Raw genomic sequence first — 19075 nt, forward strand, 5'->3', positions numbered from 1 at the left:
GGGTCAACGGGCGGCCGCGGCGGCGCGGGAACGCCACAGCAGCCAGACGAAGTACGGGGTGCCGATCATGGCGGTGACCAGACCGGCGGGGACCTGGGCGGGGGCGATGACGCTGCGGCCGAGCGTGTCGGCGAGGCTGACCAGGGTGGCGCCGAGCAGCACCGCGACCGGCAGGACGCGGGTGTGCCGCCCGCCGACGAGCGCCCGGGCCGCGTGCGGCGCGACCAGGCCGACGAAGCCGATCACGCCGACCGCCGACACGGCGGTGGCGGTGAGCAGCGCCGCCAGGCCGAGCGCGACGAGCCGGGCGCGTTCCAGCCGGACGCCGAGCACCCGGGGCGTGTCGTCGTCGAGCGCGAGCAGGTCCAGTTCGCGGCGCACGGCGGCCACCACCGGCAGCGCGACCAGCAGCGCGATCGCCACCGGCAGCACCTGCGGGGCGGTGCGCCCGTAGGTGGAGCCGGACAGCCAGGTCAGCGCCTTGCCGGTGTTCCACGGGTCGGAGGACACCACGATGAACGTGATGATCGCCGTGCCGCCCTGCCAGACCGCGAACCCGATCAGCACCAGCCGATCGGAGTTGAGTCCCCGCCGCCGGGCCAGGCCGTAGACCAGCGCGAACGCGACGACCGCGCCGAGACCGGCGGCGCCGGACAGGGCGAGCACGCCGGCCATCGGCGCGAACGTCAGCAGCGACACCGCGCCGATGCCGGCACCGCCGGTGATGCCGAGGATGCCCGGCTCGGCCAGCGGGTTGCGGCAGACCGCCTGCACTGTGGTGCCGGCCAGGGCCAGCGCGGCGCCGGCCAGCAGCGCCGCGGCGACGCGCGGCCAGCGGGCGTCCAGCACGAAGGTGTACGCCGGTCCGGTGCGGCCCTGCACCCAGTTGACGATGTCGCCCAGCAGCACCCAGGTGTCACCGGCGAGCATGCCGAGCACCAGCGCGGCGGTGACGACGACCGCGCAGACCGCGACGACGGCGGCGACGAAGCCCCGGGAGCGCACGGCGGCGTGGCCGCCCGGCGCCTGCCGGGTCGGTCCGGCGTCGCGGTGGCGGCGGGCCAGCCACACCAGCAGCACCGCGCCGAAGAGCGTGGTCACCACGCCGGTCGGCACGTCGACACCGGCCTGGCCGCCGAGCACGGCGCGCAGCAGCACGTCGGAGCCGAGCACGATGACCACGCCGACGATGCCGGACAGCGGCATCAGGACGCGGTGCCGGTGCACCTCGGGCACCCACTTGCCGAGCAGCCGGACGATCACCGGCGCGCCGAGACCGACGAAGCCGATCGGGCCGGCCAGGGTGACCGCCGCGGCGGAGAGCAGCACCGCCAGCAGCACGACCGTGAGCCGGGTACGACGCACGTTGAGCCCGAGCACGGTGGCGGTGTCGTCGCCGAGGGCGAGCAGGTCCAGCCGGTGCCCGAGTGCCACGAGCACCAGTGCGGCGACAGCGATCACGGGGGCGAGCTGGGTGAACGCGACCAGGTCGCCCTGCACGAGCGAGCCGTTGCCCCAGGCGAACAGGCCGATGGTGGCCTGCTCGAACAGCAGCATGAGCAGCATGGTCAGCGAGGACAGCGCCATCGCGGTGGCCGAGCCGGCGAGGATGAGCCGGGTGGTGGCGGCCTGGCCGCCGGCCGAGAGCAGCATGACCAGGGAGGCGGCGGCGAGTCCGCCGCAGAACGCCAGCCCGCCCGCGGGCAGCGCGGGCAGCGCGATCCCGAACGCGGCGGTGGAGACGATCGCCAGGTGCGCGCCCGCGTTGACGGCGAGCGTGTCCGGCGAGGCGAGCGGGTTGCGGGTGGTCGACTGCAACGCCGCGCCGGCGAAGCCGAGCGCGACGCCGACGGCCAGGCCGGTGAGCAGCCGGGGCAGGCGGGAGGCGACGAGCACCCGGGCGGTCTCGTCGTCGCCGCCGGTGAGCAGCCGGAGCAGGTCCAGCGCCCCGACCGAGGAGGTGCCCTGGGTGAGGTGCACCGCGGTGATCGCGACGAGCAGCGCGGCGGCGAGGGCGAACGCGCCGGCGACCCGGCTGCGCCGGGCGGGCGGCGGCCCGGCCGGGGCCGGCCGGGTGGCCGGCCCCGGTGGGGCGGGGGCGGTCATCGCGCTCAAGCCGTGTAGACCTTGACCAGCTCGTCGATGTACTGCTTGGCGGAGAGCGTGCCGCCGAAGGTCCAGATGCCGTTGGGCATCTTGTGCAGCTTGTTCTGCTGGACGAACGGCAGGGAACGCCAGATCGCGTTGCCGGCGAGGCCGTCGGCGAACACGTCGGTGCCGTCCGAGGCGTTGTAGAAGAAGTGCAGGTCCTGGCTCTTGAGGACGGTCATGCCCTCGACGTCGGTCTGGCCCAGGCCCCACATCTCGTCGGTCTTGCCGGTCCAGGCGTTCTTGAGGCCGAGCTGGATGCCGAGCTGGGAGACGAGCGCGCCCTCGCCGAACATCCGGATCGAGACGGTGCTGCCTTCCTTCCAGCCGTCGGCGATCGCGAACTGCTTGCCGGCCGCACCGGCGTCGGCGATCTTCTTCTTGCCGTCGGCGAGCGCGGCGTCGAAGTCGGCGAGCAGCTTGTCCGCCTGCGCGGTGCGCCCGGTCGCGGTGGCGATCATCTTCAGGTCCGAGCGCATCCGGCCGATGTTGTCGGAGGCGTCGCTGCCCTTGGTGACCAGCACCGGGACGTACTTCTCCAGCTGGGTGACGACGGCGGAGCCGCGCTCGGCCTCCATCACCACGAGGTCCGGCTGGAGGGCGACGATGGAGTCGACGCTCGGCTCACCCCGGGTGCCGACGTCCTTGACGCTCGGGTCGAGCGGGGCGGCGGTCACCCAGGTGGCGTACCCCTTGGGGTCGGCCACGCCGACCGGCATCACGCCGAGGCCGACGAGCATCTCGACCTCGCCCCACTCCAGGCCGACGACCTTGGTGGCGGGGCTCTTGAGCGTGATGGTCTTGCCCCGGCTGTCGGTGACGGTGACCGGGCCGGTGGGCGCGGCGTCGGAGGAGGACGGTGCGGCGGCGGGCTCCTCGGTGGTGCCGCAGCCGGCGATCAGCAGCGCGCTCGCCGCGGCGGCGGCGGCGAGCAGGGTCAGGCGGGTACGCAGCATCGGTTTCTCTTCTGTGTGCAGGGATCGGTCAGGCGGGGATACGGGTCGTGTGCCGGCCGACGGGACGTGTGGAGAGCAGGTTGGTGACCGGGTCGACGATCACCTCGACGCGGATGCCGTACGCCTCGGTGAGCGCCGCCTCGGTGAACACCTCGTGCGGCGTGCCGGTGCCGCGGACCCGGCCCTCGTGCAGGAGCACGACCTGGTCGGCGACGGCGGCGGCCTGGTTGAGGTCGTGCAGCACCACGCCGACGGCGACGCCGGCGGTGTCGGCGAGGTCGCGCATCAGGTCGAGGATCTCCACCTGGTAGCGCAGGTCCAGGAACGTGGTGGGCTCGTCCAGCAGCAGGATCGCGGTGTCCTGGGCCAGGCAGGTGGCCAGCCAGACGCGTTGCAGCTCGCCGCCGGACAGCTCGTCGACCGGCCGGCCGGCCATGCCGTCGACACCTGTCACGGTCATGGCCCGGTCGATCGCGGCGGGCCCGTCGGGGTCGCCGGCGCGCCACCGCTGCCGGTAGGGGTGCCGGCCGTAGCCGACCACGTCCCGCACCGTGACCCCGCTCGGGGTGGGGCGGCTCTGCGCCAGCAGCGTGACCCGGCGGGCGAAGTCCCGGGGGGACAGCGCCCGGGCCGGGGTGCCGTCGGCGAGCACGACCTCGCCGTGTTCCAGCGGGTGCAGGCGGGCCAGCCCGCGCAGCAGCGTCGACTTGCCGCTGCCGTTCGGGCCGACCAGCGCGGTCACCGCCGCGGGGCGCAGCGTGATGGCGGCGTCGTGCACCACCGTCTTGCCGTGGTAGCCCAGCCGCAGCTCACTGCCCGTCAGGCCGTCGGCCCGCGCAACTTCGCTCGTCACGCAGGTTAGGCTAACCTAAGACTCGATCATCCTGTCAAGCCGGTCCTTCGGCCCGATCTCCCCTCCCCCACCCCGGCCCCGACCCGGTCGATCATGAGGTTGACGGCGATGTCGATCTCCGATCCGGCCGCCAACCTCATGATCAACCCGGTGGGGTGCCGGGGTCAGAGCGAGACCTGGCGGCCGCCTAGGGTCACCGTGAGGCGGCCGTCGCCGGCGAAGGACCAGGCCAGGGCACCGGAGTACGTGGCGCAGCGGGAACCGTTGGAGCCGGACCAGAACTGGTTCGAGCCGTCCACGTTCCCGACGGTCCTGTCGTTCGATCCGCTGCCGGCGAAGCGGCAGGAGGTGTTGTTCCGGTAGACCGAGGTGCCGGCGTCGAACGAGAAGTTCCGTTCGGTGCTGTCGATGCTCAGGTTGTTCGAGATCGTCATCGTGCCCGGATTCCGGTTGTACGTGAAGCCGTGCTTGCCGTTGCGGTACGCGATGGTGCGCCGCACGGTGTGGTTGACGGCGATGTCCTCACCGCCGAGCTTGAAGCCGTTGCGGTCGCCGTTGCCGTTCTGGGTGCCGTTGCTGAGCGTGCCGTTGCTGTATGCGAGGGAGTCCTCGATGGTCACCGTGCCGATCGCGCCGGTGTCGGACTTGGTGTAGAGGTCCCACCCGTCGTCGATGTTGTGGTGCGACACCGCGTACCGGAAGACGTTGCCGCCGCCGACTGTGAGCTTGGCCGCGAAGCCGTCGGCGTCCTCGCCGTCGGAGTCGGCGTTGTCGTGCGACTCCACGCTCACCATGAGGTTGTTGGCCGGCCACTGGTCGCGGGGCGTGCTGGAGGCGATCCGGGACAGTTGCAGCCCGGTGTCGCGGTTGAACCGGGTCACCGTCCGCTCGATGATGTTGTTGCTGCCGCCGACGAAGATGCCGTTGTCACCGGCGCGCTCCACCACGAGCCCGCGCACGTGCCAGTACGAGGCGTTCAGCGCCAGCCCCCGGTTGGCCGGGTCCTCGCTCATCGCCGAGAAGTTCAGGATCGGCGTCTCGCCCGGGTAGGCGTACAGGTTCTTGCGGGCGCTCGACGTGCCGTTGTTGCCGGCGGCGACGGTGACCGTCTGGGACAGGTTGTAGGTGCCGCCGCGCAGGTAGATCGTGCCGCCGACGCCGACGCGGGTGATCGCCGCGGCGATGGTGGTGGGGCTGGCCTGGGTGCCGGCCGCCCCGGCGGTGCCGTTCGGCGCGGCGTAGATCGCGCCGCCGGCCGGCGGCGGCGTGGTCGGTGGCGGCGTCGTCGGCGGCGGGGTGCTCGGGGGCGGGCTGCTCGGCGGGGCGCTGGTCGGTGGCGTGCCGGTGGTGGGCGTGACGCCACCGGTGCACGTGACGCCGTTGACGGCGAACGAGGTCGGGACCGGGTTGCTGGTGTCGTTCCAGGTGCCGTTGAAGCCGAACGACGTGCTCGCGTTGGTGCCGAGGCTGCCGTTGTAGCTGACGTTGGCGGCCCGCACCGACGCGCCGCTGGCGGTGATCTCGGCGCCCCAGGCCTGGGCGACGGTCTGCCCGGCGGCGAACGTCCAGGTGACGGCCCATCCGTTGAGCGGGTCGCCGAGGTTGGTCAGGTTGACGTTGGCGGTGAAGCCGCCGCCCCACTGCGCGGTGACGGCGTAGTCGACGCGGCAGCCGGCGGCCGCCTGGGCGGCGGTCGCGCCGACGGCCAGGCCGGACGCGGCGAGCGCCGCCGTCGCCGCGGCCGATGTCCACAACACCGTACGACGGTGTCGGTTGATCATGATGGTCTCCTCCGGGTGGTGGTGCGGTGCCCACGCCGCTACCGGCACCGATGCCCGGTCGGTGTCAGGGGCGGGCCTTGTCGCCCGGACGTCCGTGTCATGCCGAACGCTCACGTCTCCCGCGCAGTAAGCGCTTTCAGCGCAGCCTAACGACGGACGTCGATGCGGTCAAACATCCGGGGGTGCGCTGAACGATCTCGCGCCGCCGTCCGTATCCACTGCCGACGGGAACATCGGCCGGAACCGCGATGCCGGAGCGGGCACGAGCACGATTCCTCCAGTCGTCACTTCGCACCGTGGAGACGGCGCGGCAGCCGCCGCACCCTCCCGGTCAACCAGAGGAGAGGTGCATGGCCAGGGGTACGCGCAAGACCGCGGTCCTGAAGCTCGGCGGGGTGGGCGCCCTCGCGGCGCTGTTGTTCGCCGGTGGGCTGCAACTGGCGTCGGCGGGCGAGAACAACCGCCCGGCCACCACCGCCGCCGCGCAGACCGTGAACTGCCCGACGGTACGCGACAAGCTGCCGGCCATACCGGCGGCGGCATCGGCCCAGGTGGAGCGGGAACTGGCCAACCTGGACCAGGAGATCGCCCGGCAGAACGAGCGGCTGGCCCGGCAGGCGGTACGCCCCGAGGGCGGACCGGCGTTCATCGACAACGCCATCCTCGGCCCGCTGCGCAGCAAGCGCGTCGCCGTGCTCGACCGCATCGAGATCGCGTTCAACCGGATCGGCGCGCCGCGCCCGGACCTGGACGCGCTGGCGGCCTGCTCGCTCAACGCCCCGGGCGTGCCGAGCGCCGTCAACGGCGGCGCCGGCCAGAACGCCGGCGGCCAGAACGGCAACGCGGGCGGTCAGAACGGCAACGCCGGGGGCCAGAACGGGAACAACGGCGGCCAGAACGGCAACGCGGCCGGACCGGCCCGGACGGTCAACTGCCCGCGTGTCGCGCTGCCTGCCGTCCCGGCGGCGGCCGCCGGCCAGGTGCAGGCCGAGCTGGCCACGCTGGACAAGCAGATCGCCGAGGCGAACGCCCGCCTCGCCCAGCTCGCGGTGCGCCCCGAGGGCGGACCGGCCTTCATCGACAACGCGATCCTCGGGCCGCTGCGCAGCAAGCGCGTCGCGGCGCTCGACCGCATCGAGATCGCGTTCAACCGGGTCGGCGCGCAGCGCCCGAACCTGGACGCGCTGGCCACCTGCGGCCTGAACTGAACGCCCGGTCGCGGCCCGGCGGCGCGCATCCCGCCGGGCCGCGACCCGGGGTCACAGCGGTCCGAGGACGTCGGCCGGGTCGGCGTCCAGCGCCAGCGTCTCCAGCACCGAAAGCAGCTGCCGCTCCTCGTACCGGAAGTGCGACTCCATGATCGCCGACACGCCCTCCAGGTGCCGGGCCAGCTCGTCGGGCGGGGCGTCGCGAGCCACCGCCGCACCCAGCCCGGCCAGCAGGTAGCCGATCATCGAGTGGTCCTGTCGCAGCCGGTCCAGCGTCTCGCGCAGCTCCGGATGGCGCGTCGCGATCGCCGGGAAGAGACTGCGGTCCTCGCCCTCGTGATGCGCGGTCAGCGCCGCGCAGAACCCGTGGCAGAACAGCAGCAGGTCCCGTGTCGCGGGCCGTGCCGGCTCACCGGCGGCGAGCGCCAGCCGGGTCACCTCAAGCGCCTCGCGCAGCCGCTCGTGGACGGCGCGCATCTCCCGGCTCCAGGCCACCAGCCTGGTCTGTTCGCCCTCAGCCACGTGGCGAGGGCGAAGGGACGACGAGTGTCATCGTCGTGCTCCCTTCGATCCGGCGCCTCCATGCCTGACACGGTCTGCCACCGGCACGCGACGCTGCGCGGAGCCTAACCGGCGACGCCGGGAGCGATCAAGTAGTGCCAGCGCTACCCCGGCTCGGTAGCTGGTGGGATGGAACGCGGGACCGGTTCTGGCGAGGCTTGAGGCCGTACCCGTTCACCTCCGTCGAGGAGTTCCCATGACCCGCCGTACCCTCCCGATGGCCGTCGGCGCCACGGCCCTGCTGACCGTCACCGCGCTCGGTGTGCCCGCCGCGTCCGCCACGACCACCGACGTCCGGCGTCCCGCCGCCGACGCCGTCCAGACGCGACTGGACGGCCTGGTCACCGAGCATGGATTCCCCGGGGTGCTGGCCTCCGTACGCCGCGACGGCCGGGTGCGCGACTACACCGCGGGCGTGGGTGACCTGCGCACCGGCGCCGCGATCCCCCGCGACGCCCGGGTGCGCGTGGGCAGCAACACCAAGACGTTCACCGCGGTGGTCGTTCTCCAGCTCGTCGGCGAGGGCCGCATCGACCTCGACGCCACCGTCGAGCGCTACCTGCCCGGGATGGTGCGCGCCAACGGCAACGACGGGCGGCGGATCACCGTACGCCAGCTGCTGCAGCAGACCAGCGGCCTGCCCGACTACGACGAGGTCGTGTTCAGCGAGGCGCAGGATCTGGTGGACCGCCGCAGCGACTACTTCGACCCGCGCCGGCTGCTGGACGAGGCGCTCACCCAGTCGCGGCGCTTCCCGCCGGGTCAGAAGTGGGAGTACAGCAACACCAACTTCGTGCTGGCCGGGCTGATCGTCGAGCGGGTCACCAAGCGTCCGGTGGGTGAGGAGATCACCCGGCGGATCATCGAGCCGCTGCGGCTGCGTGACACGTACTGGCCGCAGACCGGCGAGCAGGACCTGCCGGGCCGCCTGCCGCGCGGATACGTCGCGGTGGAGCCGGGCGCGCCGTGGGTCGACGTGACCCGGATGGACCCGTCGCTGGGCTGGGCCGCCGGTCAGCTCGTCTCCACGCCGTCGGACCTGCGCACGTTCTTCGAGGCGCTGCTGGCGGGCAAGCTGCTCAAGCCGGCCCAGCAGGCGGCGCTGACGCGCACGGTGCCGGCGCCCGACTTCGAGCCCAACGGGGTGTGGGAGTACGGCCTGGGCATCGCCCGGCACGAGCTGCCCTGCGGCGGTCACGCCTGGGGGCACGGCGGCGACATCCAGGGCTTCGAGACGCGCAACCTGTCCACCACCGACGGGCGCAGCGCCGTGGTCGCGGTGACCGCGCTGCCGACCAGCCTGGAGATGCTGGAGGCGGTCACCAGCACCGTCGACGCGGCCCTGTGCGGCACCCGCCGCTGATCCGGCCGACCCGTCCGCGCGCCGCCTCACCGCGAGGCGGCGCGCGTGCGTGTGCGCTACCGGCGGCCGTCGTCGAGGTAGCGCAGCACCGCGGTGACCCGGCGGTCGGCGCGGTCGTCCGGCGGCAGGCTCAGCTTGGCGAAGATGCTGCGGATGTGCTTGTGCACAGCGCCCTCGGTGACGAACAACCGCTCGGCGATCGCGCCGTTGCCCAGCCCTTCGGCCATCAGCGCCAGCACCTCGTGCTCACGCGGCGACAGCTCGGCCAGCGCGGTGTCCGGCCGCCGGTTGCGGGCGAGCAGTTGCCCGACCACCTCGGGGTCGATCACGCTGCCGCCGCCCGCGACGCGGTGCAGCGCGGCGAGGAACTCCTCGACCCGGCCCACCCGCTCCTTGAGCAGGTAGCCGAGCCCGGAGGCGCCGACCGCGAACAGCTCGGTGGCGAACGCCTGCTCGACGTACGCCGACAGGACCAGCACCGCGAGGCCGGGACGTCGGCGACGGGCCTCGACCGCGGCGACGATGCCCTCGTCGGTGTGGGTGGGTGGCATCCGCACGTCGACGATCGCCACGTCCGGCCGGTGCTCGTCGACAGCGGTCAGGAACTCCCCCGGCGTGCCGGCGGTGGCCACCACGTCCAGGTCCTCGGCGCGCAGCAGCAGCGCCAGCCCTTCGCGCAGCAGCGCGTCGTCCTCGGCGATCACAATCCGCATGGCAGCTCCACGTGCATCCTCGTCGGTCCTCCCGGTGGACTGGTGAGCGTCATCCGCCCGTCGTAGGCCTCGACCCGGCGGCGGATGCCGGTCAGCCCCGAGCCGCGCGTCTCGTCGGCGTCCCCGCGCCCGTCGTCGGTGATCGTCACCAGCAGCCGGTCCCGTTCCCGGCGCACGACGACCTCGACGCCGTTCGCGCCGCTGTGCCGGACCACGTTGGTCAGCGCCTCGGCCACCACGAAGTACGCGGTGGCCTCCACCGACGCCGCGCAGCGCACGTCGACGTCCACCGACAGGCGGCACGGCACCGCGCACTCCGCCGCCAGTCCGGTCAGCGCCCCGGCCAACCCTCGGTCGCCGAGCACCGGCGGCAGGATGCCGCGCACCACCGTACGCAGCTCGCCGAGCGCCTGCTCCGCCGCGTTCTGCGCGCGTTCCAGGATCTCGTCGGCGCGGGCCGGATCGCGGCGCAGCGCCCGCCGCGCGGCACCCAGCAGCACGTTCACCGCGACCAGGCGGTTCTGGGTGCCGTCGTGCAGCGAGCGTTCGATGCGGCGCAGCTCCACCGCGTGGGCGTCGAGCGCGGCGGCCCGGGTGGCGGTGAGTTCGGCGACGCGCAGCGACAGGTCGAACCCGGGCGGCGGGGGCAGCAGCCGCCGGCCCGGCCGGGCCTGGATCCGCGCGAGCGCCGGGCCGGTCGTGACCGCGAGAACCAGCCAGCCGACCCCGAGCACGGCGACCGCGAGCGCGTCGCCGAGCCCGTCGATGTGCCACCAGCCGATGCCGGGCGCGCCGGCCTCCGGCGGCACCAGCCGGTACCAGAGCGGGAACGTCATGTCCTGCACGGCGTAGATCGGCAGCACCAGCGCGAGCAGCCCGGCCCCGAAGCCGAGCGTCCCGTGGACGGCCACCCAGCGCAGCTCCCGCCGTACCACCGGGTCGCGCAGCGCCGCGCGCACCCCGGCCGGGACCGGGCCGGGCGCCGGGATCGGCGTTCCCCACCGGGACAGCCGGGCGCGCTCGCGGTCGGCCACCGACCGCACGGCCTGCAGCAGTCCGGGTACGAGCAGCAGCCCGACCCCGCCGACGCACGCCGCCGCGACGACGAGCATCCCGAGCAGCGTGCCCAGGGCCAGCACGGCGGTGCCCAGCCCGCCGACGAGGTGCTCCAGAGCGTCCACCGCCACGCGGAACCGCCTCCGCACGTACTCCATCCCGGCCCACCCCCGGGCGAAACGATAGGTCACGGTGGTCGCGGCCCGGCAGCCCCGGGCGCGGAAAGTACAGCCTGCTGTACCAGGACTGTCGTGCTGGCGGGATCGTTCCCGACCGGCCGGCTCCCTAGTGTCGGTGGTAGCAGAAAACACCGAGGAGGCAGCCGTGAACGACCTGGACCGTACCGCCGAGACCGCCGCCGCCCCGACGTCCGTCACCCGGATGCGCCCGCTGCTCTGGCTGGTGCTCATCGTGAGCGTGGCCGCGAACGTGGTGCTGTCGAGCGTCGTCGGCAACCCGTGGGCCGGTTCCGCCTTCGGCGCGCTGGCGCTGCTGAGCGGTGGGACGCTTGCCGTCGACCACTACCGCAACCGCTGATCCGTCGCCGGCCGGGCGCCGGACAGCCGCCGCAGGGCGGGCCGCTCGTTCTCGCGGCCCGCCCTGCGGCGTTCGCGTCAGCGCTGCGAATCGATTGACAGTCAGCTATATGAACGCCAGGCTAAGGGGCATTGTTAGCGTTAACGCGGCCGTCATCTCCACCGCAGAGAAAGGCCCCCGTCGTGCCCCTGACCCGACGCGCGTTCACAGTCGGCGCCCTGTCCGCGGCTGCCGCCGCCTCCGGCGCGCTCAGCCTGCCCCGCGGCGCGTTCGCGGCGGCGAACACCGCCTACGCGATGGCCTACTTCACCGAGACGCCGAACGGCCTCGGCGCCGACTACGGCCTGCACCTGGCCGTCAGCCGGGACGGGCTGAACTGGACTCCGCTGAACCAGAACAACCCGGTGGTCACCCCGACCGCCGGGCAGCTCGGCCTGCGCGACCCGTTCGTGCTGCGCAGAACCGACGGCACGTTCGTGGTGCTGGCCACCGACCTCAAGGGCACCAACTGGGGGCTGACCAGCCAGTACCTGCACGTGTGGGACTCGGCCGATCTGACCGCGTTCACCGGCTACCGCCGCATCCGCATGCACACGCTCGACACCCACACCTGGGCGCCGACCGCGTTCTGGGACGCCACCCGCGGGCAGTACGCCATCGTCTACTCCGCCAACAACGGCCGGGACGTGTTCCTGGTCAACTACACCAGCGACTTCCGCACCGTCAGCGCACCGCAGGTCTACTTCAGCCCCGCCTTCGGCGTGCTCGACGGCGACGTGGTGGTCGACGGCGGCACCACGTACCTCTACTACAAGAACCTCGACGACGGACATCTCTACGGCGCCCGCTCCACCACCGCCGCGCCGAACAGCTTCACCACGTACACCAGCGGGCTGCGGCAGGGCAACGCGATCGAGGCGCCGCTGCTGCTGCGCACGAACGAGGGCGGCTGGCGGCTGTGGGGCGACTCGTTCAGCCCGGTCAACAACGACTACTACGCCTGGTCCACGACGACCATCTCCGGCAACTCGTGGACGCCGCTGAACCAGCGGGACTACACACCGCCGCTGAACTCCAAACACGGCTCGATGATCGGCATCACCGACGCCGAGTACGCCGGGCTGGTCAACCGCTGGGGCACGCCGAACTGGGTCCGGCTCAAGTCGTCGAACTTCCCCGACCGCTACGTGCGGCACGCCGACCGGATCGCCCGCGTCGACGCGTACCCGTTCGACCCGTACCAGGACCAGATGTGGCGGATGGTCCCCGGCCTGGCCGACGCCGCCGGCGTCTCGTTCGAGTCGGTCAACTACCCCGGCAACTACCTGCGGCACTACGACTACGCGGTCCGGCTGGACCCGAACGACGGCACCGCCACGTTCCGCGCCGACGCCACCTTCCACCGCACCGCCGGCCTGGCCGACGCCACCTGGTCGTCGTTCCGCTCGTACAACTACCCCACCCGTTACCTGCGGCACTACGACTACCGGCTGCGCATCGATCCGCTCGGCGCCGGCTCCCCCGCGGTCGACCGGCAGGACGCCACCTTCCGGGTCACCGCGTAGCCGTTCCCCACCACCACCGTCCCCGCCACCACCGTCCCCCGCCACGGAGGCCGCCATGCCCGCTCCCCTGGTGAACCGCCGATTCCTGCTCCGCGCCACCGGCGCCACCGCCGTCGCGGCGACCGCCGGCGCCGCCGCCGGGTCCGTCACCGCAGGCGGTACGGCGCACGCCGCGCTGCCACCGGCCCGCCCCGACATCGGCGTGTCCGCGTACGCGTTCGACCCGGGCCAGGTCCGGCTGACCGCGAGCCGGTGGCAGGACAACGAGAACCGCACAGTGGCGTACCTGCGCTTCGTGGACGTCAACCGGCTGCTCTACAACTTCCGGGCCAACCACCGCCTGTCCACCGGCGGCGCCGCCGCCAACGGTGGCTGGGACGCGCCGAACTTCCCGTTCCGCACCCACATGCAGGGTCACTTCCTGACCGCCTGGGCGCAGGCGTGGGCGGTGCTCGGCGACACCACCTGCCGGGACAAGGCGCTCACCATGGTCGCCGAGCTGGCCCGCTGCCAGGCCAACAACGGCGCGGCCGGGTTCAGCGCCGGCTACCTGTCCGGCTTCCCGGAGTCCGACTTCACCGCGCTGGAGGCCCGGACGCTCAGCAACGGCAACGTCCCCTACTACTGCATCCACAAGACGCTGGCCGGGCTGCTGGACGTGTGGCGGCTGATCGGCAGCACCCAGGCCCGGGACGTGCTGCTGGCGCTGGCCGGCTGGGTCGACCAGCGCACCGGCCGGCTCACCTCGGCCCAGATGCAGGCCATGCTCGGCACCGAGTTCGGCGGCATGAACGCGGTGCTGACCGACCTCTACCAGCAGACCGGCGACGGGCGGTGGCTGACCGTCGCGCAGCGGTTCGACCACGCCGCCGTGTTCAACCCGCTCGCCGCCAACTCCGACCAGCTCAACGGGCTGCACGCCAACACGCAGGTGCCCAAGTGGATCGGCGCGGCCCGGGAGTACAAGGCCACAGGCGTCACCCGCTACCGGGACATCGCCACCAACGCGTGGGCCATCACCGTCGGCGCGCACACGTACGCCATCGGCGGCAACAGCCAGGCCGAGCACTTCCGTGCCCCGAACGCGATCGCCGGCTACCTGCGCAACGACACGTGCGAGGCGTGCAACACGTACAACATGCTCAAGCTGACCCGGGAGCTGTGGCAGCTCGACCCGGACCGGGTCGCGTACGTCGACTTCTACGAGCGCGCGCTGCTCAACCACATGATCGGCCAGCAGAACCCGGCCGACGCGCACGGTCACGTCACGTACTTCACCCCGCTCAACCCGGGCGGGCGGCGCGGTGTCGGCCCGGCGTGGGGCGGCGGCACCTGGAGCACCGACTACAACTCCTTCTGGTGCTGCCAGGGCACCGGGCTGGAGACCAACACCACGCTCGCCGACGCGATCTACTTCCACAACGGCACCACGCTGACCGTCAACCTGTTCATGCCCTCGGTGCTCACCTGGAGCCAGCGCGGCATCACCGTCACCCAGGCCACCTCGTACCCGGTCGGCGACACCACGACGCTGACCGTCACCGGCTCGGTGAGCGGCTCGTGGACGATGCGGATCCGGATCCCGGCGTGGACCAGCGGGGCGAGCGTCAGCGTCAACGGCGTCGCGGCCGGCATCGCCACCACGCCCGGCAGCTACGCCGCCCTGACCCGCGACTGGACCTCCGGCGACACGGTAACGGTCCGGCTGCCGATGCGGGTGGCGACGGTGGCCGCCAACGACGACGCCGCGGTCGCCGCGATCACGTACGGGCCGGTGGTGCTCTCCGGCAACTACGGCAACACCACGCTGAGCGCGCTGCCGACGCTGGACCCGGCCTCGGTCACCCGTACCGGCACGGGCAGTCTCGCGTTCACCGCCCGGGCCGACGGCGCCACCGTCAACCTCGGCCCGTTCTACGACGCCCACGGGCACAACTACACGGTCTACTGGCGGGTCGGCACGGGCAGTGGTGGCGGCGGCGAGGCGAGTTTCCGGCTGGCGAACGCGGCGAGCGGGCTGGTGCTCGGGATCCAGAACATGTCCACCGCCGACGGCGGGCTCGCGCTGCAGTGGGGTGACACCGGCACCGCCGACCACGACTGGCAGCTCGTGGTCGACGGGTCGGCGCTGCGGCTGCGCAACGTCAACAGCGGCAAGGTGCTGGGCGTGGAAAACATGTCCACCGCCGACGGCGCCCGGATCCTGCAGTGGGCGGACAACGGCACCGCCGACCATCTCTGGGCCGTCGTCGACGTCGGCGACGGCAGCCACAAGCTGCGCAACGTGCACACCGGCAAGCTGCTCGGCATCTCCGGCGGCTCGACCGCGCAGGGCGCGTTCGCCGTGCAGGACCCGGACAACGGCAGCCTGGACAACCAGTGGCGGTTCCTGCCCAACGGGGCGCGGCGGATCCAGAACCTCGGCAGCGGGCTGGTGCTCGGCGTGCAGAACATGTCCACCGCCGACGGCGGGCCGGTCATCCAGTGGGGCGACACCGGGACCGCCGACCACCTCTGGACCGCGCTCGTGGACACCGGCGGCTACCTGCGGCTGCGCAACGGCAACAGCGGCAAGGTGCTGGGCGTCGAGGGCGCCTCGACAGCGGCCGGCGCCCGGATCGTCCAGTGGGCCGACAACGGCGCCGCCGACCACAGGTGGCGGCTGCGGCACGGCGGCGGCTGGTTCCGGATCCAGTGCGCGAACGGGGGCCGTGTGCTCGGCCTCAGCGGCGGTTCCGGCGCCCAGGGCGCGCAGGCGGTCCTCGCCGACGACACCGGCGCCGCCCACCAGCGCTGGCGCTTCCTCTGACCCACTCCCGCCGCCCCAGCTCGCCGATCTTGCGCTTTCGGCCCCCGCGAAGTTCGCCAACCGGACATCCTGCGGGCGCGAAGTGCAAGATCGGCGAGGGCGGGTGGGGCGCCGGGTGGGTCAGCGGGTGGGGGGTGGGCCCACGCTTCGGCGCGGAACCAGCGTCGGGGCGATGGTCTGGCGCAGCGGGCCTGCCGACTCCGACTCGATCTGGGCCAGCAGGAGGTCCAGGCTCGCCGCGGCCACCGCCGTGAAGTCGGGCCGCACCGTGGTCAGCGGCGGGATGAAGTACGCCGCCTCCGGCACGTCGTCGAACCCGACGACGCTGATGTCGTCCGGTACGCGGCGGCCGTGCTCGTGCAGCGCGCGCAGCACGCCCAGCGCCAGGTGGTCGTTCGCCGTGAAGACCGCGGTGACCTCCGGCATCCGGGCCAGCATCTGCCCGCACCGGTAACCCGCGGCAGCGGACCAGTCCGCCGGGACCAGCGGCGGAACCTCGGCGCCCGCCTGCCGCAACGCCTCGCGCCACCCCTCGATCCGGCCGGCGCTGTCGAACCAGTCCGACGGGCCGGACACGTGCCAGACGGTGCGGTGCCCGGCGGCGAGAAGGTGCTCGGTGGCGGCCCGGGCGCCGGCGACCTGGTCGACGGTGACCAGCGGGATCGGCCGCCGGGGGTCGCCGTCGACTGTCACCAGCGGCACGTCGTGGGGCAGCCGTTCCAGCGCCTCCCCGGCCGACTCGACCGGCGCGATCACCACTATGCCGGCCACCCGGTGCGCCAGGTGCCGCTCCACCGCCGCCGAGATGGAACGGTGGTCGAGGTCGCGGACGCTGCCGACGCTCACCGCGAAACCCGCCTCGGCGGCGGTCTGCTCCAGCGCGGCCAGCAGCGACGCCGGGCCGTACAGCGTGGTGTTCTGCGCGACCACGCCGATCACCTGGGAACGGCCGGTCACCAGCGCGCGGGCCGCGCGGTTGGGCCGGTAGCCGAGCTCGGTGATGGCGGCCTGGACCCGCAGCCGGGTCTGTTCACGCACGTTGGGATGCCCGTTGAGCACCCGGGAGACCGTCTGGTGCGAAACCCCGGCGAGGCGAGCCACGTCCGTCATCGCAGGACCGCGCACGGCCACCTCACTTTCGCCACTGCCCGCGGCGGCCACACCCGGTCGATCTCGACCGGACCGTCCCGGGTGGCGACAGTCTACGCCAGCGGTCCCATCGGTATCGCTACCGCAGATCGACCGTTCCCACCGTGGCGCGCCGATTATCGCGGAATCGACAGGCGGCTCATTCCCTTCCGTTGCGCAGCGGCACGAACAGGCAGCTCGGAGCGGGTGGAATTGGGCCCGGGGTGCGGCATTTCCGGCGATTGCCGGAGCCGCACCCCGGGCTATGGAAGATGTGTCAACGGCCGCGAATGGTGACCGTTGTCACGGTGTCGTCAGCGAGAACTGCCGCACCGTCACCGCACCGCCAAGCGATTGCGTGGCGTAGTTGAAGAAGCCGAACCGGTAGCCCATGAAGAACTGCCACGCGTTGTTGAGCGTCAGCGCGTTGCCCAGCGACACGAAGTTCACCCCGTCGGTGCTGTAGGAGAACCGCGCCTGCCGTCCGGAGCCGGGCCGGATGTCGGCGTTGGCCCGCAACCAGATCCGCCCGCCGGACACCGCCGCGCTGGCGATCTCCGTCCCGGTGCTCGTGGTGTTCCAGTTCGAGCCCATGGTCAGACCGTTTGTCATCACCACCCGGGTCGCGCCGTTGTCCCGCCGTACGCCGATCCAGGCCGAACTGTCCCGCAGCATCGCCAGGCCGGCCCGGTCACCGTCGCGCATGGTCGAGTAGTCCAGCTCGATGGTGCCGGTCGAGGTCGGACCCTGGATGCGGTGGGTGAGCGTGTTGCGGGCCCGGTACAGGTCGTTGGTGACGGTGGCGGTCTGCAGGCGCAGGCCGTTGTTCACCGACCACCTGCTGTTGTCCGGGTTGTGGTTCCACTCGTACTGCGGGCCGAGCGTGGTGCCGGAGAACGTGTCGGTGCCGGTGAGCGGCTTGACCGGGCGGGTCGGCAGCGGGTTGGGATAGCTCGCACCCCAGGCCCCGTTGACGGTCTGCAGCTGCGGCCAGCCGTCGGAGGTCCAGGTGATCGGCGCCAGCGTCGGCATCCGGCCGCCCGGGTAGGCGTCGGTGAACGCCATGTAGTACCAGGCGCCGGTCTGCGTCTGCACCAGCCCGCCCTGGTGCGGCACGCCGCCACCGGAGATCGGGCCGGGCAGGTTCAGCAGCACCTGCCGCTGCTCGTACGGGCCGAACGGGCCGTTCGTGGACTTCAGCACGTACTGGCCGTTGGCCGGCCGGGTCAGCCAGATGTAGTACGCGCCGTTGCGCTTGTAGAAGCGCGCCCCCTCCAGCGTGCCGATGCTCGACGGCGTCTGGTAGACCTGCTGCGCCCGCACCTGGCTGCGCCCGTCGGCGGAGAGCTGGGCCACGCTGATCGTGCCGTTGCCGTACGCGACGTACATGGTGTCGTTGTCGTCGATCAGCATGCCGGCGTCGTAGTAGCAGTTGGGGATGGTGGCGAGGCGGCTCCACGCGCCGTCCACGGCGGTGGCGGTGTAGATGTGGGTCTGCGCGAAATCGATGCACCCGGCCCAGTAGAACGTGCGGTTGCTCGGCCGGTAGTTCAGCGTCGACGCCCAGATGCCGTCCACGTACGCCTGCTCGCTGGCGCTCAGGTCGTACTTGGTGCCGAACTCCAGCCGCGGCACCGAATGCCCGGCGAACTCCCAGTTCACCAGGTCCCAGGAGCGCAGCACCGGCGCGCCGGGCGAGTAGTGCATAGTGGAGGCGGACATGTAGTAGACGTCGCCGACCCGGATGATGTCGACGTCGGCGAAGTCCTGCCAGACCGCCGGGTTGGTGAAGTTGCCGCTCGGCGTGCCCGGGTCACCCGGGTTGCCGCCGACCCGCACCAGCTGCCACTGCTGGTTCGCGCCGTTCCAGTCGTCGTACTGGACGATGTTGCCGCCGTCGGCGGTGGAGGCGTTCTGCACCTCCATCACCTTGTTCGAGTTCCGGTTGATCAGCCGGACGTACCCGCTGTCGGAGTCGGCCAGCCGGAACTGCTGGTTGGTGCCGCCGTGGTCGGTCCACTGGACCACCGCGGCCCCGTTGGCGGTGGACGCGCCGGTCACGTCCAGCACCTTGCCCGAGTGCCGGGAGCGCAGCCGGTAGTAGCCACCGCCGGAGTCCACGAACTGCCACTGCTGCCAGGCGCCGTCGTTGCGCGTCCACTGGGTGATCCGCGCGCCGTCGTTCGTCGCCTGGTTGTACAGGTCCAGCGCCTTGCCGCTGTTGCGGTTCACCAGCACGTAGTACGCGCTGGTGTCCACGGTGGCCGCGGAGACGGGCGCGGGCACGGCGCCCACCACCACGCCACCGACAAGCAGCGCCACCACCCCGGCCAGCAGCCGGGACAGGCGTCCACGTCCACGGGACAGTCGAGCCGTCACCATGATCCTCCTTCGTCG

At 72.5% G+C, this 19075-nt stretch carries 14 protein-coding genes; 5 read left to right on the forward strand and 9 right to left on the reverse strand.

The genetic code is table 11. The annotated features are described in order from the left end of the window. Nucleotides 1-3: 3 nt before the first annotated feature. The 4 genes from PVK74_RS08730 to PVK74_RS08745 all read right to left on the reverse strand — a co-directional run bounded on the left by PVK74_RS08730 (nt 4) and on the right by PVK74_RS08745 (nt 5738). Entirely contained in the window at nt 4-2106 is a 2103-nt protein-coding gene (locus tag PVK74_RS08730; protein ID WP_069088447.1) for an iron ABC transporter permease, read from the reverse strand. 5 nt (nt 2107-2111) lie between these two features. Continuing rightward, on the reverse strand, nt 2112-3104 hold the full coding sequence (locus PVK74_RS08735; protein ID WP_274478772.1) for an ABC transporter substrate-binding protein: 993 nt from the start codon (nt 3102-3104) through the stop codon (nt 2112-2114). A gap of 28 nt (nt 3105-3132) precedes the next feature. Next, nucleotides 3133-3957, reverse strand: coding sequence for an ABC transporter ATP-binding protein (locus PVK74_RS08740; RefSeq protein ID WP_043323336.1), 825 nt, complete (start codon nt 3955-3957; stop codon nt 3133-3135). A gap of 164 nt (nt 3958-4121) precedes the next feature. Then, nucleotides 4122-5738, reverse strand: coding sequence for a cellulose-binding domain-containing protein (locus PVK74_RS08745; protein ID WP_274478773.1), 1617 nt, complete (start codon nt 5736-5738; stop codon nt 4122-4124). Between the two features lie 350 nt (nt 5739-6088). Between PVK74_RS08745 and PVK74_RS08750 the strand changes: the two genes are divergently transcribed. After that, nucleotides 6089-6946 carry a hypothetical protein gene (locus tag PVK74_RS08750; RefSeq protein WP_043323334.1) on the forward strand — a complete coding sequence of 286 codons (858 nt, stop codon included), beginning with the start codon at nt 6089-6091 and terminating at the stop codon, nt 6944-6946. A 51-nt stretch (nt 6947-6997) separates the two neighbouring features. Here the strand turns inward: PVK74_RS08750 and PVK74_RS08755 are convergent, their stop codons facing one another. Then, nucleotides 6998-7468 (reverse strand): hemerythrin domain-containing protein, encoded by a 471-nt coding sequence (locus PVK74_RS08755; protein ID WP_043323332.1) that lies wholly within the window; start codon nt 7466-7468, stop codon nt 6998-7000. A 235-nt stretch (nt 7469-7703) separates the two neighbouring features. Between PVK74_RS08755 and PVK74_RS08760 the strand changes: the two genes are divergently transcribed. Then, nucleotides 7704-8870 (forward strand): serine hydrolase domain-containing protein, encoded by a 1167-nt coding sequence (locus tag PVK74_RS08760; protein ID WP_274478774.1) that lies wholly within the window; start codon nt 7704-7706, stop codon nt 8868-8870. Nucleotides 8871-8926: 56 nt separating this feature from the next. Here the strand turns inward: PVK74_RS08760 and PVK74_RS08765 are convergent, their stop codons facing one another. Both PVK74_RS08765 and PVK74_RS08770 read right to left on the reverse strand, forming a co-directional pair. Next, a complete protein-coding gene (locus PVK74_RS08765) occupies nt 8927-9583 on the reverse strand; it encodes a response regulator transcription factor (RefSeq protein ID WP_030499160.1) in 657 nt (218 codons plus the stop codon). Continuing rightward, the gene (locus PVK74_RS08770; RefSeq protein ID WP_187694448.1) at nt 9571-10797 is read right to left on the reverse strand and encodes a sensor histidine kinase; all 1227 of its coding nucleotides are present in this window, start codon (nt 10795-10797) and stop codon (nt 9571-9573) included. Before PVK74_RS08770 ends, PVK74_RS08765 begins: the two co-directional genes overlap by 13 nt. A gap of 166 nt (nt 10798-10963) precedes the next feature. On the opposite strand from PVK74_RS08770, the gene PVK74_RS08775 reads away from it, so the two are divergent. From PVK74_RS08775 to PVK74_RS08785, 3 genes are all read left to right on the forward strand, one after another. Further along, the gene (locus tag PVK74_RS08775; RefSeq protein ID WP_069088443.1) at nt 10964-11176 is read left to right on the forward strand and encodes a hypothetical protein; all 213 of its coding nucleotides are present in this window, start codon (nt 10964-10966) and stop codon (nt 11174-11176) included. 182 nt (nt 11177-11358) lie between these two features. After that, nucleotides 11359-12741 (forward strand): glycoside hydrolase family 43 protein, encoded by a 1383-nt coding sequence (locus PVK74_RS08780; protein WP_187694449.1) that lies wholly within the window; start codon nt 11359-11361, stop codon nt 12739-12741. Nucleotides 12742-12796: 55 nt separating this feature from the next. Continuing rightward, nucleotides 12797-15550: a beta-L-arabinofuranosidase domain-containing protein gene (locus tag PVK74_RS08785; RefSeq protein WP_274478775.1), complete on the forward strand. Its 2754-nt coding sequence runs from the start codon at nt 12797-12799 to the stop codon at nt 15548-15550. A 120-nt stretch (nt 15551-15670) separates the two neighbouring features. On the opposite strand, the gene PVK74_RS08790 is transcribed toward PVK74_RS08785, so the two are convergent. Both PVK74_RS08790 and PVK74_RS08795 read right to left on the reverse strand, forming a co-directional pair. Further along, nucleotides 15671-16660 carry a LacI family DNA-binding transcriptional regulator gene (locus tag PVK74_RS08790; RefSeq protein WP_176722811.1) on the reverse strand — a complete coding sequence of 330 codons (990 nt, stop codon included), beginning with the start codon at nt 16658-16660 and terminating at the stop codon, nt 15671-15673. 321 nt (nt 16661-16981) lie between these two features. Next, nucleotides 16982-19060, reverse strand: a complete 2079-nt coding sequence (locus tag PVK74_RS08795) for an RICIN domain-containing protein (RefSeq protein ID WP_205796401.1) — start codon at nt 19058-19060, stop codon at nt 16982-16984. Nucleotides 19061-19075: the final 15 nt, after the last annotated feature.

The organism is Micromonospora chalcea (assembly GCF_028768405.1).
GTDB classification, from domain to species: Bacteria; Actinomycetota; Actinomycetes; order Mycobacteriales; family Micromonosporaceae; genus Micromonospora; species Micromonospora chalcea.

Excerpts from the sequence above, each read along its gene's own strand:
- PVK74_RS08730 (WP_069088447.1), bottom strand. The coding sequence starts at position 2,106 with ATGACCGCCCCCGCCCCACCGGGGCCGGCCACCCGGCCGGCCCCGGCC.
- PVK74_RS08735 (WP_274478772.1), bottom strand. The coding sequence starts at position 3,104 with ATGCTGCGTACCCGCCTGACCCTGCTCGCCGCCGCCGCCGCGGCGAGC.
- PVK74_RS08745 (WP_274478773.1), bottom strand. The coding sequence starts at position 5,738 with ATGATCAACCGACACCGTCGTACGGTGTTGTGGACATCGGCCGCGGCG.
- PVK74_RS08750 (WP_043323334.1), top strand. The coding sequence starts at position 6,089 with ATGGCCAGGGGTACGCGCAAGACCGCGGTCCTGAAGCTCGGCGGGGTG.
- PVK74_RS08760 (WP_274478774.1), top strand. The coding sequence starts at position 7,704 with ATGACCCGCCGTACCCTCCCGATGGCCGTCGGCGCCACGGCCCTGCTG.
- PVK74_RS08765 (WP_030499160.1), bottom strand. The coding sequence starts at position 9,583 with ATGCGGATTGTGATCGCCGAGGACGACGCGCTGCTGCGCGAAGGGCTG.
- PVK74_RS08770 (WP_187694448.1), bottom strand. The coding sequence starts at position 10,797 with ATGGAGTACGTGCGGAGGCGGTTCCGCGTGGCGGTGGACGCTCTGGAG.
- PVK74_RS08785 (WP_274478775.1), top strand. The coding sequence starts at position 12,797 with ATGCCCGCTCCCCTGGTGAACCGCCGATTCCTGCTCCGCGCCACCGGC.
- PVK74_RS08790 (WP_176722811.1), bottom strand. The coding sequence starts at position 16,660 with ATGACGGACGTGGCTCGCCTCGCCGGGGTTTCGCACCAGACGGTCTCC.
- PVK74_RS08795 (WP_205796401.1), bottom strand. The coding sequence starts at position 19,060 with ATGGTGACGGCTCGACTGTCCCGTGGACGTGGACGCCTGTCCCGGCTG.